The 13,339-nt window shown below is 67.2% G+C and carries 13 protein-coding genes and 1 tRNA gene; 7 read left to right on the forward strand and 7 right to left on the reverse strand.

The annotated features are described in order from the left end of the window. Positions 1 to 88 precede the first annotated feature (88 nt). The 6 genes from ACOQFL_RS12110 to ACOQFL_RS12135 form a co-directional block, all read right to left on the reverse strand. Positions 89 to 1,336: a beta-ketoacyl-[acyl-carrier-protein] synthase family protein gene (locus ACOQFL_RS12110; RefSeq protein ID WP_435544223.1), complete on the reverse strand. Its 1,248-nt coding sequence runs from the start codon at positions 1,334 to 1,336 to the stop codon at positions 89 to 91. Continuing rightward, positions 1,333 to 1,572: an acyl carrier protein gene (locus tag ACOQFL_RS12115; RefSeq protein ID WP_092630548.1), complete on the reverse strand. Its 240-nt coding sequence runs from the start codon at positions 1,570 to 1,572 to the stop codon at positions 1,333 to 1,335. The genes ACOQFL_RS12110 and ACOQFL_RS12115 overlap by 4 nt, the downstream gene beginning before the upstream one ends. Positions 1,573 to 1,642: 70 nt before the next feature. Further along, positions 1,643 to 2,626, reverse strand: a complete 984-nt coding sequence (locus tag ACOQFL_RS12120) for a beta-ketoacyl-ACP synthase III (RefSeq protein WP_435544224.1) — start codon at positions 2,624 to 2,626, stop codon at positions 1,643 to 1,645. Then, complete coding sequence (locus tag ACOQFL_RS12125) at positions 2,623 to 3,570, reverse strand: ACP S-malonyltransferase (RefSeq protein ID WP_435544225.1); 948 nt, start codon at positions 3,568 to 3,570, stop codon at positions 2,623 to 2,625. Before ACOQFL_RS12125 ends, ACOQFL_RS12120 begins: the two co-directional genes overlap by 4 nt. Before the next feature lie 323 nt (positions 3,571 to 3,893). Continuing rightward, positions 3,894 to 5,120 carry a PucR family transcriptional regulator gene (locus tag ACOQFL_RS12130; protein WP_435544226.1) on the reverse strand — a complete coding sequence of 409 codons (1,227 nt, stop codon included), beginning with the start codon at positions 5,118 to 5,120 and terminating at the stop codon, positions 3,894 to 3,896. A gap of 77 nt (positions 5,121 to 5,197) precedes the next feature. Continuing rightward, positions 5,198 to 5,461 (reverse strand): DUF3263 domain-containing protein, encoded by a 264-nt coding sequence (locus ACOQFL_RS12135; protein WP_435544227.1) that lies wholly within the window; start codon positions 5,459 to 5,461, stop codon positions 5,198 to 5,200. Positions 5,462 to 5,752: 291 nt separating this feature from the next. On the opposite strand from ACOQFL_RS12135, the gene ACOQFL_RS12140 reads away from it, so the two are divergent. Next, positions 5,753 to 5,986: a hypothetical protein gene (locus ACOQFL_RS12140; RefSeq protein WP_435544228.1), complete on the forward strand. Its 234-nt coding sequence runs from the start codon at positions 5,753 to 5,755 to the stop codon at positions 5,984 to 5,986. 99 nt (positions 5,987 to 6,085) lie between these two features. On the opposite strand, the gene aceE is transcribed toward ACOQFL_RS12140, so the two are convergent. Next, positions 6,086 to 8,863: a pyruvate dehydrogenase (acetyl-transferring), homodimeric type gene (aceE, locus tag ACOQFL_RS12145; RefSeq protein WP_435544229.1), complete on the reverse strand. Its 2,778-nt coding sequence runs from the start codon at positions 8,861 to 8,863 to the stop codon at positions 6,086 to 6,088. 419 nt (positions 8,864 to 9,282) lie between these two features. On the opposite strand from aceE, the gene ACOQFL_RS12150 reads away from it, so the two are divergent. From ACOQFL_RS12150 to ACOQFL_RS12175, 6 genes are all read left to right on the forward strand, one after another. After that, on the forward strand, positions 9,283 to 9,720 hold the full coding sequence (locus ACOQFL_RS12150) for a DUF3052 domain-containing protein (RefSeq protein WP_435544230.1): 438 nt from the start codon (positions 9,283 to 9,285) through the stop codon (positions 9,718 to 9,720). 103 nt (positions 9,721 to 9,823) lie between these two features. After that, the gene (locus tag ACOQFL_RS12155) at positions 9,824 to 10,288 is read left to right on the forward strand and encodes a peroxiredoxin (protein ID WP_435544231.1); all 465 of its coding nucleotides are present in this window, start codon (positions 9,824 to 9,826) and stop codon (positions 10,286 to 10,288) included. A 46-nt stretch (positions 10,289 to 10,334) separates the two neighbouring features. Next, positions 10,335 to 10,406: transfer RNA gene (locus ACOQFL_RS12160), tRNA-Val, on the forward strand. Positions 10,407 to 10,890: 484 nt separating this feature from the next. Next, complete coding sequence (locus tag ACOQFL_RS12165; RefSeq protein WP_435544232.1) at positions 10,891 to 11,472, forward strand: TMEM165/GDT1 family protein; 582 nt, start codon at positions 10,891 to 10,893, stop codon at positions 11,470 to 11,472. 107 nt (positions 11,473 to 11,579) lie between these two features. Further along, the gene (locus tag ACOQFL_RS12170) at positions 11,580 to 12,641 is read left to right on the forward strand and encodes a saccharopine dehydrogenase family protein (RefSeq protein WP_435544233.1); all 1,062 of its coding nucleotides are present in this window, start codon (positions 11,580 to 11,582) and stop codon (positions 12,639 to 12,641) included. A gap of 171 nt (positions 12,642 to 12,812) precedes the next feature. Next, complete coding sequence (locus tag ACOQFL_RS12175) at positions 12,813 to 13,196, forward strand: hypothetical protein (protein WP_435544234.1); 384 nt, start codon at positions 12,813 to 12,815, stop codon at positions 13,194 to 13,196. The last annotated feature ends 143 nt before the right edge of the window (positions 13,197 to 13,339 follow it).

Raw genomic sequence — 13,339 nt, forward strand, 5'->3', positions numbered from 1 at the left:
TGGGGCGGTGTCGGGTTCGGGAATCGTCACCCCGGTTGCCGGTGACGGTGTCTGTGGTTCGGTTTCGATCACCACGCTCGTGGTGGCCTCAACTCCTGGTGAATGCCAGTGCGACGTTGTGTCCACCGAACCCGAAGGAATCGTTGACTGCGGCCGACGCGCTCGTCTCGCGGGGTTCGCCCGAGATCACTTCGAGTTCGACCTTGGGGTCTATGTTCTCCAGGTTTCGGGTCGCCGGAACCACGCCGTGATACAGCGACAGGATCGTGACGATGCTCTCCACCGCGCCCGCTCCGCCGACGAGATGCCCCAGGGCACCCTTCGGGGCTGTCAGCACCACGTCGTCGCCCAACGCCTTGCGGACGGCGGCGGCCTCACCGACGTCGCCGACCACCGTGGAGGTCGCGTGCGCGTTGACGTGCCCGATGTCCGTGGTCGACAGTCCGGCGGTTCCGATGGCGGTGTTGATCGCGTTGATCTGCCCGAGACCGTCCGGGTGGCTGCCCGTGATGTGGTAGGCGTCGGCGGTGATGCCCGCCCCGGCCAGCCGCCCGTAGATCCTGGCGCCGCGCGCCGCCGCGTGCTCGGCGCTCTCCAGCACCACGACACCGGCACCCTCGCCCATGACGAAGCCGTCCCGGTCGACGTCGAACGGGCGTGAGGCCCGCTCCGGCTCGTCGTTGCGGGTGCTCAGCGTGCGCGACTGGGCGAAGCCCGCCACCGTGATCGGGTGGATGCACGCTTCCGCTCCCCCGGCGACGACCACGTCGGCCCGCCCGGAGCGGATCATGTCCATCCCGGTGGCCAGCCCCTCCGAGCCCGAGGCGCACGCCGCGGCCGGGGTGTGCACCCCCGCGCGTGCCCTGAGTTCCAGGCTCACGTGGGCGGCGGGTCCATTGGGCATGAGCATCGGAACCGTCAGCGGCGAGACCTTGCGCAGCCCCTGGGACTTCAAAGTCTCGTTCTGATCCAACAGGGTCAGGGGGCCGCCGATGCCGGTCCCGATGGCGACGCCGAGCCGCTCGGGATCGACGGGCTGATCCTCCTCGGAGGGTAGCTCGAAGCCCGCGTCACTCCACGCCTGGTGTGCCGCGATCAGCGCGATCTGTTCGCAACGGTCCATGCGCCGCAGCCGGACCCGGGGCAGCACCTCGTTGGGCTCCACCGCCAACGGAGCGGCGATCCGGCTGGGCAGCTCGTAGGTGTCCACCCAGTCGGCTTCGATCGTGCGGGTACCGCTGGCGCCGTTCAGCAAACCGTCCCAGGTGGACGCGACGTCCCCGCCGAGCGGAGTCGTCGCGCCCATCCCGGTGATCACAACGTCCTTGGTCGTCATGCGTTCTTGACGATGTAGTCAACCGCATCGCCCACGGTCTTGAGGTTGGCCAGTTCATCGTCGGGGATCTTGACCCCGAACTTGTCCTCGGCCTGGACGGCGATCTCCACCATGGACAGCGAGTCGATGTCCAGGTCGTCGACGAAGGACTTCTCGACGGACACTTCCTCGGCGTCGACCCCTGCGACCTCTTCGACGATGCTCGCCAGGCCCGAAGTGATTTCCTCGTTCGTCACGTTCGTTTCCTTCCTGCTTCGATTCGCTCGACGTCGTCGGTCGGCAGGTGCCGACCGGTTCTTCGTCCGGTCACGGACAAATGATCACCTGGCCGCCGTAGGACAGTCCCGCCCCGAAGCCGACCAGTAGCAGCACGTCACCACTGTTGATCTCCCCCGCCGATCGCATGTGATCGATCGCCAGCGGGATCGAGGCGGCCGACGTGTTGCCGGAATGCACGATGTCACGCGCCACGACGAGATCGTCACGGGCTCCCTGTTGCCGCAGTTTCTTCGCCACGGCCTCGACGATCCGCAGGTTCGCCTGGTGCGCGACCAGAGCATCCACATCGGACAGATTTAGCCCCGACTGCTCCACCGCTCGCGCGGCCACCGGCGCCACCTCCGAGGTGGCCCACCGGAAGACGGTCTGCCCCTCCTGGTAGATGTAGCGATTCTCCCGCAGGTAGATGGTGTCGACCATGTCACCGGCACTGCCCAACGCGGCCGGGCCGATGGCGGGCTCCTCGGCCGGTCCCACCACCGCGGCACCCGCGCCGTCGGCGAAGATGATGCAGTTGGCCCTGTCCTCCCAGTCCAGCCACTCCTGGAACCGTTCGGCGCCGATCACCAGCACGCGGCGCGCCGAACCGCCGCGGATGAAGTCGGAGGCGGTGTTGAGGGCGTAGCAGAATCCCGCGCAGGCCGCGTTGAGATCGAACGCGCCGGGAGCCGTTATCCCGATCCGGTCGGCCACCTGGGCCGCGGCGTTCGGGATGGGGCCGGGCATGGTGCAGGTCGCGATGATGACCTGATCCACGTCGGCGGGGGAGAGCCCCGCGTCGGCGACGGCCTTCGAGCCTGCCTCCACCGCCATGCTCACGACCGTCTGGTCGTCCTCGCCGAGCCTGCGACTGACGATCCCGACCCGTTGCTGGATCCACTCGTCGTTGGTCTCCACGTACTGGGTCAGATCGTCGTTCGTGACGACCCGGTTGCCCTGCGCGCTGCCGAAGCCGAGGACCCGGGTGGCCGCGGGGCCACTGGTCTGGCGCAACGTCGAAGGTTTGCTCACGAATCGCTCCCGGAGTCGGCCCGGCCGTGTTCGGCCAGTACTTCCGCGACCTTGTCCAGGTCGGCGGGGGTTTTCAGCGACACCGTCTTGGTGCCCTTGAGGTCACGGCGAATCATGCCCGACAGGGTTCCAGCAGGCGGGAACTCGATCGTGGCGGTGACACCGAGCTCGCCGAGAGTGGCCATGCAGGAGTCCCACCGCACCGGCCGAACGACCTGCTCGACCAACCGGTGCAGTATCTCGTCCCCGTCGGTCACCGCGGTGCCGTCGGCATTCGACAGCATCGCACGTCCGGCGTTCGAGACGGAAAGCTTGTCCGCGTGCACTCGCAGCGCCTCCCGCGCGGGCGCCATGAACTCGGTGTGGAACGCACCGGCCACGGCCAGCGGCCGAACCTTGCTCTTCTCCGGTGGATTTCCGGCCAGCTCCGTCAGCGCCTCCTCGCGGCCCGCGGCGACGATCTGGCCCGCGCCGTTGCGGTTGGCCGGCCTCAGTCCGAGTTGGTCGAGCCGGTCCAGTACCTCGTCCTGATCGCCACCGAGAACCGCCGACATCGAGGTCGGCTCCGTGGCGCAGGCGGCGGCCATCTCCCTGCCGCGTACCGCCGCCAGCGACATCGCGTCCTCGAAGCTGAGTACACCCGCGATGGCGGCGGCCGCGAGCTCGCCCACCGAGTGCCCGGCCACCGGGGCGTCGAGCGGCAACTCGGGGTGGCGTCGCCACATCTCTTCCGCCGCGAGCAACGTGCTCGCCACCACCAGCGGTTGGGTGACAGCGGTGTCCTTGATCTCTTCGGCGTCGGCCGTGGTGCCGAGCCGTACGAGGTCGAGACCGGTGGCCTCGGACCACTCGGTCAGACGTCGCTCGGTTCCGTCCAGTTCCAGCCACGGTTGGAGCATGCCGGGCGCCTGGGCGCCCTGGCCGGGGGCTAGCAGCGCGATCACACTCAACACTGAACACGTCGAAGCCGGGGTGACGTGATGCTGACATCAACTAAGTCAATGTCGATTTTTTGTGGAAACCCTACAAAGGGGGGTCCGTCGACGGTGCTACCAGTCACGGCCCACCTTGTTGATTGTGACCGGTGAGTGACCGCCGGAGCAACCGTGCGTTCTGTCCGTCCCACGCACCACCCGACCCACATCACCAGAACCTCCGGGGGCGCCCCACCTCGGCCCCGCAAATCGACGGCCACTTGGATGTTCGGTGCTCACTCCGCCGCGTTCCCGAGCGAGTGGAAGGGCGGGGACGAGGGTCTGGAGAGGCATTACCCTCCGCGCGACCTGGCCAGCCTGGCCACCCCGAGAGCCACCCGCAGGGTGTGCGCCCCGCGCGGATTCGACGGGCTGCGTCCGGTCACCTCGGATATCCGCCGCAATCGGTAGCGAACCGTGTTGGGGTGCACGTACAACTTCCGTGCGCAGCTCTCCAACACGCCTCCCACCTCCAGGTAGGTGTCCAGCGTCTCCGACAGTGTGCCGCCCGCCTCGTTCAGCGGTGACACGATCGTTTCCACCAACAGCCGTTCCGCCTCCGGGTCACCGGCCAGTGCCCGTTCCGGAAGCAGGTCCTCCGAGGCCACCGGTCTGGGGGCCTCCGGCCAGGCGACCACGGCACGCAGCCCCGACATGGCGTCTTCCGCCGACCTGTGCGCCTCGGCCAGACTGGGCACGGTCGGCCCGATCACCACCGGGCCGTCCTCGAAAGCTTCGGCGATGGTGCTCGCCGGGTCCCGCGCGGCACGCCCGTCGGAGGCCTCGCCGAAGACCACCACCAATCTGCTGCCCTGCACGACGAGCAGCACCGACCTGCCCGCGCGGGCGGCTCTACTGCGTACCTGGTAGACGATCGTCGGAGGGTCGTCCGAGGGCGCGCTACCCACCATCACCGTGGCCTCCGAGGAGGGTTCCCAGCCCAGCGCCGCCGCGCGGGAGAGCAGCGACTCCTCCGTGTCGCCTCGGACGATGCCGTCCACCACCAGCGCTTCCAGGCGTGCGTCCCAGGCGCCGCGGGCTTCCGCCGCGGCCGCGTACGACGTCGCGGCGGCGAACGCGATCTCCCGGGTGTAGCGCAGGATCGACTCCGTCAGCAGGATCCGTTCCCGCTCGTCCTCGGCCAGGTCGGGCAGCTGCTGCTCGAAAACGTCGATGGCGGTACGCACCATCTCCAGAGTCTGCCGCAGGCTTATCCAGCGGGAGAGGTCCCGGGGAGCCGCTCGGAACGCCTCGGCGGTGAGCCTGATGGATTCGGAGGGGTCCTGCAGCCAGGAGACGAAGTTGGACACCCCGGTCTGGGTCACCAGCAGTATGTTGGACCGCTGGTCGGCGGGAAGCCGGGGGAACCAGGCCAGCCGATCCTCCATGGCGGTGATGCTCGCGGTGGCCAGGCCCCCGGAAGCGCGCTCCAGCTTGCGCAGGGTCCTGGCCGACAATTCGGCGCGTTCGCTCCTCGACACGTTCGTACCGTGGGTCTCCGGTTCACTGCCGCCCGCCATATCGACCAGCTTCGCACACCGTTCGGTTCGCACCACGTGGTCAGGTGGACCGCTCACGCGGAAAGCGGGAAAACCGGTCAGGCGGGGGTGTCGCGACCGTCCGTGCCGGCCCTGCCCGCGCCTTCCCGTTGCCAGGCCCGCTCGTCTCGCACCCGTAACAACCTGTTGACCAGGGAAGGGAAGGTGGCCAGTGCCTCGGGGTCGTCCAACAACCGGTTCAGCCGCTGATAATAGCGGATGGCGGACAGCCCGAACCGCTCCTGGATGAGCCGTTCCTTGGTGCCCGAGTGCCGCCACCACTCGTTCTCGAAGGCGAGAATCGCCCGGTCGGTGTCATTCAACCTGACTCTCCCTGGAGACGAGATGCCGGCGAGCTCCACAGACCCGGCGAGCTTCACAGGCCCGGCGAGCTCCACAGGCGGAGTGAAGCGTGGTGATTTCCTCCGGCGGTTCACGGGCCGTCGCCACGACGCGATCACCGGATGGGCGCGGTGCATCGGTCCGCCACCAGTCTACGCGTGGGGCACGGGGCCTCGACAGCGCGAACGGTTCGCCGTGTTCCACCGCACACTCCGACCTCGTGCGGCCCTCGGGCCGCGTGGGGCGGTGTCGTCCCCCTCAAATCCCGAAGGATGGCTCGGAAGGAGTGGGCAGTGCGGGCGATCGCCGAGTGGTTGCTCAGCAACGGTGTCGGCGTTCTCGGACAGTCGATTTTCTGGGCGGAGCCGGTCGGTCAGGCGGATGCGGCGGCCGTCTACCTGGTGTTCGCGGCGCTGGTGCCGCACGGCTGGTTCAGCCGGCAACGCGCCGCCCGGCTGCGGCGTGCACGAGCGGAGGCCGGCAGCGACACCGTCCCGACCGGCTGATCGGGATATCCGCTCCCGCTTCGCCCCACACGCCGTCCGCCCATGACGGAGCCTCGGAGCTCCTCGTGGGCACCGGTGGCGGTGCGATCCCCACGACGCTCAAGCGTCGCCGGACTCCGAGGTCTGCGGTCCGGCCGCCCGCACGTCGTCGATCCGGTAACGAGTGGCTGCTTCGGTCACCCTGGAATGGTCGATCTCGCCGCGACGCGCCAGCGCGGCGAGCGTCGCCACCACCGTCGATTCGGCATCCACCAGGAAGACCCGCCGCGCGGCCGGACGCGTGTCGGAGAATCCGAAGCCGTCCGCGCCGAGCGTGGTCATCTCCCCCGGCACCCACGGGCGGATCAGATCCGGCACGGCACGCATCCAGTCGCTGACCGCCACCACCGGTCCCTCCGCGGGGCGCAGTACCCGGGTGACGTGCGGCTCGCGGGGTTCGGCGTCCGGGTGAAGCAGGTTGTCCCGGTCGACGGCCTCCGCGTCGCGGCGGAGTTCGGTCCAGGAGGTCGCCGACCACACGTCGGCCGCCACGCCCCACTCGGTGGCGAGCATCTCCCGTGCGCGCAGCACCTCGGGCATGGCCACCCCGGAGGTCAACAGTTGCACCCTGGGGCCTCGTTCGTCCTCGGCCCGCTTGTAGCGGTACAGACCGCGCAACAGACCGTCGACGTCGATCCCCTCCGGTTCGGCGGGCTGCTGGTAGGGCTCGTTGTAGACGGTGAGGTAGTAGAAGACGTTCTCCGGCCGTTCCCCGTACATCCGGCGCAGTCCGTCGCGCACGATGTGGGCGATCTCGAACGCCCAGGCCGGGTCGTAGGAGACCACTCCCGGATTGGTGGCCGCCAGCAGCTGCGAGTGACCGTCCGCGTGCTGCAGCCCCTCGCCGACCAGAGTGGTGCGCCCCGCGGTGGCGCCGAGCAGAAAGCCCCGCGCCATCTGGTCACCAGCCGCCCAGAGGCCGTCACCGGTGCGCTGGAACCCGAACATCGAGTAGAAGATGTAGACCGGGATCATCGGTTCGCCGTGGGTGGCGTAGCTCGTTCCGGCAGCGGTGAACGAGGCCACCGACCCCGCCTCGTTGATCCCTTCGTGCAGGATCTGGCCCTGATCGCTCTCCCGGTAGGCCAGCATCAGCTGGTAGTCCACCGGGGTGTAGGTCTGACCCGCCGGATTGTAGATCTTCTGGGAGGGGAACATCGAGTCCATCCCGAAGGTGCGCGCCTCGTCGGGAATGATCGGCACCAGCCGAGGTCCGACCTCGGGGTCCTTGGCGAGGTCCTTGAGCAACCGCACGAACGCCATCGTGGTCGCCACTTCCTGCTTGCCCGACCCCTGACGCACCACGTCGTAGACCTTGTCGCCGGGCAGCACCAGCGGTTTGGCCGGTGTGCGGCGTTCCGGAAGGTAGCCGCCCAGCCTGTTCCGACGCTGCCGCAGGTACTGGATCTCCGGGGCGTCGTCACCGGGGTGGTAATAGGGCGGCAGGTAGGGGTCTTGCTCGAGCTGGGCGTCCGAGATCGGGATGCGCAGGCTGTCCCGGAACAGTTTCAGATCGTCCAACGCGAGCTTCTTCATCTGGTGCGTGGCGTTGCGTCCTTCGAAGTGGGCTCCGAGCCCGTAGCCCTTGATGGTCTTGGCCAGGATGACGGTGGGTTGACCGTGATGCTCCATCGCCGCCTTGTAGGCCGCGTAGAGCTTGCGGTAGTCGTGTCCACCCCGACGCAGACCCCAGATCTGGTCGTCCGTGAAGTTCTTGACCATCTCCTTGGTGCGTGGGTCCCGCCCGAAGAAGTGTTCGCGCACGAACGCGCCGTCGTTGGCCTTGTAGGTCTGGTAGTCCCCGTCGGGGGTGGTGTTCATCAGGTTGATCAGCGCGCCGTCCCGATCGGCGTGCAGCAGGGAGTCCCACTCCCGCCCCCAGATGACCTTGATCACGTTCCAGCCCGCGCCGCGGAAGAACGCCTCCAACTCCTGGATGATCTTGCCGTTGCCCCGGACCGGGCCGTCCAGCTGCTGCAGGTTGCAGTTGACCACGAACGTCAGGTTGTCCAGTCCCTCGTTCGCGGCCACCTGCAGCATGCCGCGCGATTCCGGCTCGTTCATCTCCCCGTCGCCCAGGAAGGCCCAGACATGTTGGTCACTGGTGTCCTTGATGCCGCGGTCGCGCAGATACCGGTCGAACCTCGCCTGGAAGATCGCGTTCATGGGCGAGAGGCCCATCGACACCGTGGGGAACTCCCAGAACCCCGGCATCAGGCGTGGATGCGGGTAGGAGGGCAAGCCGCCTCCCGGCCCGGCGTGGGAGTACTCCTGGCGGAACCCGTCGAGCTGATCGGCCGACAGGCGCCCCTCGAGGTAAGCCCGCGCGTAGATACCGGGGGAGGCGTGTCCCTGGATGTAGAGGTGGTCACCGCCGCCCGGATCGTCCCTGCCGCGGAAGAACCAGTTGAAGCCGACCTCGTAGAGGCTCGCCGAGGAGGCGAAGGAGGAGATGTGCCCTCCCACGCCGATGCCGGGGCGCTGGGCACGGTGCACCATCATGGCGGCGTTCCAGCGCATCCAGGCCCGGTAGCGGCGCTCGGTCTCCTCGTCCCCGGGAAACCAGGGCTCCAGCTCGGTCGGGATCGTGTTGACGTAGTCGGTACCGGTCAGCGAAGGCACGCCCACCCCGGTCTCGCCCGCGCGCTGGAGCAGTCGCAGCATCAGGTACCGGGCACGCTGCTTACCCGCGACGGACAGCACCGAGTTGAACGACTCGAGCCATTCCTCGGTTTCCTCCGGAGCGATGTCCGGAATGTGCGAGGCCAGACCGTTTCGGATCACCCGCACGCGTTGTGGGGAGTTCGCGCCACCGGTCTCGTTGTTGTGCGGGGTCAAGGGATCTCCTGAGGATGTCGTGCGCGTGCTCGCCGGAGGCTCGCGATCCGGCAGCCTCATCGTCTCCCATCGTGCTGCACGGATGCGAACCGACACAGTTACCACTCGGTACGAACACGACCCGGGTTGTGTGGTGGCCGTAGTACCGTCAGTCTCGTGGCGTGACTCGTAACAGACAACACGAACACCGCTTTGATTTCGCGGGCGCGCGCTCGCGCGGGAAGCCGGTGTCGTCCTCGAAAGCGGGGGCGGATGCTGTTCGCTGTTCGGTCACTGTCAGTGTTGATACGTCGTATCGTGCGATCTGCGGTTGCGTTGATGCCCGTCGACGGTGTTCGCTTACGGCAAGATCGTGCGAACTTGTCTCGTGCGTTGGGTGAAGCACCCGCGCACACGAGAATTGGAGGAGTGAGAAAGCCGTGGTCGCCGCGGAAGACGCCGGTAGGAACGAAACCGACGTCGCCGAGAAGCTCGATATCGAGCCAGACATGGTGGTGCAGGAGATCGGCTGGGACGAGGATGTCGATGACACCGTCCGAGAAGCGATCGAGCAGCGTTGCGGAGGCGAACTGCTCGACGAGGATGCCGACGAAGTGGTCGATGTCGTCTTGCTGTGGTGGCGTGACGAAGACGGCGATCTCACGGACACACTTCTCGACATCATGGCGCCGCTGGCCGAGGAAGGCGTCATCTGGGTGATGACGCCCAAGACCGGCCTCGAGGGGCACGTCGAACCCAGCGACATCGCCGAAGCAGCCGCAACTTCCAACCTCGCGCAGACCTCCAACCTGAGTCTCGGCGACGCGTGGACGGGAACCAGGCTGGCCTATCGAAAGCCCGCCAAGACCAAGCGGTGACGACTCCTACGCACCGGTAACCGGGTGGCTGCCGGTGCGCTCGTCGTCCCGATCGGTGTAGGTTCGGCGCCGGAATGCTGCCGTCGAACAGAAGGGTGGGCGCATGACGCTCGAGGTCGGTGCCACAGCGCCGGACTTCACGTTGCCGGATTACAACAAGGAGAAGGTGTCGCTGTCGGACTTCCGCGGTGACAAGAACGTGTTGCTGGTCTTCTACCCATTCGCCTTCAGCGGTGTCTGCCAGGGCGAGCTCTGCCAGGTCCGCGACGACCTCGGTGATTTCCAGAACGACCGTGTCCAGGTGCTCGGAGTCTCGGTCGACTCCTCGTTCGCTCTGAAGACATGGGCCGAGCAGGAGGGTTACACCTTCCCGCTGCTGTCCGACTTCTGGCCGCACGGCGAAGTCGCCAAGGCTTACGGAGTTTTCAACGAGCAGGCCGGCATGGCAAATCGGGGAACCTTCCTCGTCGACACCGAGGGCAAGGTTCGGTTCGCCGAGATGAACCAGCCCGGTGAGCCTCGTGACCAGGACGCCTGGCGAAAGGCGCTCGCGGAAGTATCCGCGTGACACCTCACGATGGCCGACCTGTAGGATACGGGTCGGCCATCGGCGAGGGCGCATAGCTCAGCGGAAGAGCACCTGCCTTACAAGCAGGGGGTCGCTGGTTCGATCCCAGCTGCGCCCACCCTCGGTCAGCTGCGAAAACAGCATCCGTTTCTCACGAAGGAGACCGTTTCCCGTTCGCCGGGGCTCCGTTCAAGGCTCGATCCGGAACGCCGCCGTCGGATTCTCGCGTGTTCCCCGGTGAAACGAGACGAACGCGCGTACGACACCTCCCCCCTTCCGTCGATTTCTCGCGCAATAACCGGCTTGGTGATGGGCGCCGTATTATTTTTCGTGCGGCACCTTATTTTCCTTCGGGGCTCGTGGAAACGGGTGTTTCGGATCGGCGAAATTGGTTTTTGGTCGTTCTGTAAAATTGGTTCGACTTGTGGTGTACGGCATTCGCTGTTGATTTTCACGGGAATGCGGGTAATGTGGGCGAAGCCGACCGGAAGTCGTGTCCTTCGAAGTGCTGTCGTTTCGAAATTCCTGTGCACGGGGTCGCTCCGGTTTCGGTGGTGAGGTGCGGCGGATGTTCGATCCGCCCCGATAAGTTTGGAGCCCACGTGCTCGTGAGTTTCGCGCTCAGCTCCGTCGCGATTTTCGTCGCGGAACTGGGGGACAAATCGCAACTGCTCGCCATGACGTTCGCGACGAGATACCGTGCCTGGCAGGTTCTGGTGGGGATCACCGTGGCCACGGTGATCGTGCACGCCCTTTCCGTGGCGTTGGGCTTCGGAATCGGCAGCGCACTGCCGAGCGGGTGGGTGGAACTCTGCGCGGGCGTGGCTTTCCTGGGATTCGCGTTCTGGACGCTGCGTGGCGACGAACTCGACGAGTCCGGAAACGCCGCCGTCTCCCGTCGCGGCGTCCGTGCCGCCCTGGCAGCGGTGACCGTGGCGTTCCTGCTGGCCGAGCTGGGCGACAAGACGATGCTGGCAACGGTCACGTTGGCCACTCGTCACGACTGGCTGGGTACGTGGCTCGGTTCGACACTGGGGATGGTCGTGGCGGATGCGTTGGCCATCGTCGCCGGGCTGTTGTTGGCACGGCGCCTGTCCTCGCGCGCGGTGCGATACGGAGCGGCTTCGCTGTTCGTGGTTTTCGGGGGATGGATGATCATTTCCTCACTTCCCTCGATCGGGTAGGTTTGTCGCTCGGCGCGCTACGGTGTCGGATTCCGAGGTGGAGTCCGGCACGGTGTGCGTCCGTCGTCACGGCGTGATCCCCGACCGTCGATCGCGGAGGCTGGCCCATGGTCTGGATGCTCTACGGCGCCACCGGTTACACCGGCCGGTTGCTCGCGGAGCTCGCCGTGCGACGCGGACACCGACCGGTGCTCGCCGGGCGCGACCCCCGCAAACTCGCCGCCACCGCCGTGCCGCTCGGGCTGGAGTACCGGACGCTGGACCTGCGGGACACTCACCGCCTCGACGCGTGCCTGCGGGAGGTCGACACCGTGGCCCACTGCGCCGGTCCGTTCTCCGCTACCTCGGCTCCGATGGTCGATGCCTGCCTGCGTACCGGGACCCACTACCTGGACATCACGGGCGAGGTCGACGTTTTCGAGGCCGTCTTCGCGCGGGACGCCGAGAGCAGGACCGCGGGGGTGACGCTGTTGCCCGGTTCCGGTTTCGACGTGGTTCCGACCGACTGCCTGGCCGCGATGGTCGCTGCCGAACTGCCCGACGCCACCGATCTCGATCTCGCGTTCACCACCACTGGTGGCATCAGTCCGGGGACGTTGAAGAGCGCGCTGGAGGGCGTGTCCCTGGGTGGTCGGGTCCGGCTGGAAGGTGCCCTGCGCGACGTGCCCGTCGGTTGGCGCAGACGCACGGTCGACTTTCCGGGAGGAAAGCGAGCCGTTACCTCGCTGCCCTGGGGAGATGTGGCGACGGCTTACCGCACCACCGGAATCGGGAACATCACGACCTTCGCGGGGCTGCCCGGTCTCGATCGGATGAATCCGACTGCCGCGCGTTTCACGCGGGACCTGTTCGGCAAACCCCGGGTCCGGCGTATCGCCAATACCGCGATCGACGCCTTCGTGCGAGGGCCGGACCGGGGCAGCAGGTCGGCCAGCCGGGTGGAGGTCTACGCCGAGGCCGGTGACGCCGCGGGCAACTCGGTCAGTGCCGCGCTGATCGGGCCGGACACCTACGATCTGACGGCAGACGCGGTGCTGCGTGTGGTCACCGCGATCGAGGCGGGTGAGGTTCCGGTCGGTACGCACACCCCCGCTACCGCCCTCGGCGCCGACTTCGTGCGTTCCCTCGAAGGGGTGCGTGTGGTGGAACCCCGGCACTTCCCGGTATAGGTGGACTTCCGGAGGCTGCTGTGGTTCGGGAACCGGTGGGCGTGCCTCCGGTGCTCCGAACGGGTGATGTTCGAGCGCGTCGCGCCAGCTCGGTGATCGATTTCAGTACGCTCGGTTCGTGAGTCCGGCGAGCACACGACAGCTCGCACTCCCGAACGTGGTTGGAAGTTCATGACCGAACACGCCGATTCGATCGAGCTGACACTGGTACCGGTAACCGGGACCGACCGTGCCGCGTTGGATCGGCTCACCCGTTCGTTGGAACACGAACTGCTCGGGCTGCGGATCGAATCCCTGCGACGGCGCGAGCACGAGCCCGGCCTCGGCGACATGCGTGACGAGCGGGTGGGCACTCGTGAGTTCGTGGTGCGCGGTCTGCTGTCCGGCTCGGGCGTGCGGAAGATCGTCGCGTTGGTGCAGTCCTGGCTGCGACGCAACAACCAGGAGAGCGTGATCCTGCGGTTGGGTGCGGACAGCGTGGAGATAACCGGTTCCCCCACACGTAAGGCGCACCAGCTGCTCAAGGACTTCTACCGCCGCTACGACGAGGCTTGACCACGAACGCCGTCCACTCCGCTCTCGCCGCTGACGGCGTGCGCCGCACCTGAGCCGCGGCGCGGTACTCGTGGTTTCCCGAAGGAGTACCGGCGTGCTGGCGGATCTCGACGTCGCGAGGTATCGACGACGGCAGGAGTCGT

The organism is Actinopolyspora sabaoui, assembly GCF_051225635.1.
Classification (GTDB): domain Bacteria; phylum Actinomycetota; class Actinomycetes; order Mycobacteriales; family Pseudonocardiaceae; genus Actinopolyspora.

Excerpts from the sequence above, each read along its gene's own strand:
- ACOQFL_RS12110 (WP_435544223.1), bottom strand. The coding sequence starts at position 1,336 with ATGACGACCAAGGACGTTGTGATCACCGGGATGGGCGCGACGACTCCG.
- ACOQFL_RS12130 (WP_435544226.1), bottom strand. The coding sequence starts at position 5,120 with ATGGCGGGCGGCAGTGAACCGGAGACCCACGGTACGAACGTGTCGAGG.
- ACOQFL_RS12140 (WP_435544228.1), top strand. The coding sequence starts at position 5,753 with ATGGCTCGGAAGGAGTGGGCAGTGCGGGCGATCGCCGAGTGGTTGCTC.
- ACOQFL_RS12155 (WP_435544231.1), top strand. The coding sequence starts at position 9,824 with ATGACGCTCGAGGTCGGTGCCACAGCGCCGGACTTCACGTTGCCGGAT.
- ACOQFL_RS12170 (WP_435544233.1), top strand. The coding sequence starts at position 11,580 with ATGGTCTGGATGCTCTACGGCGCCACCGGTTACACCGGCCGGTTGCTC.
- ACOQFL_RS12175 (WP_435544234.1), top strand. The coding sequence starts at position 12,813 with ATGACCGAACACGCCGATTCGATCGAGCTGACACTGGTACCGGTAACC.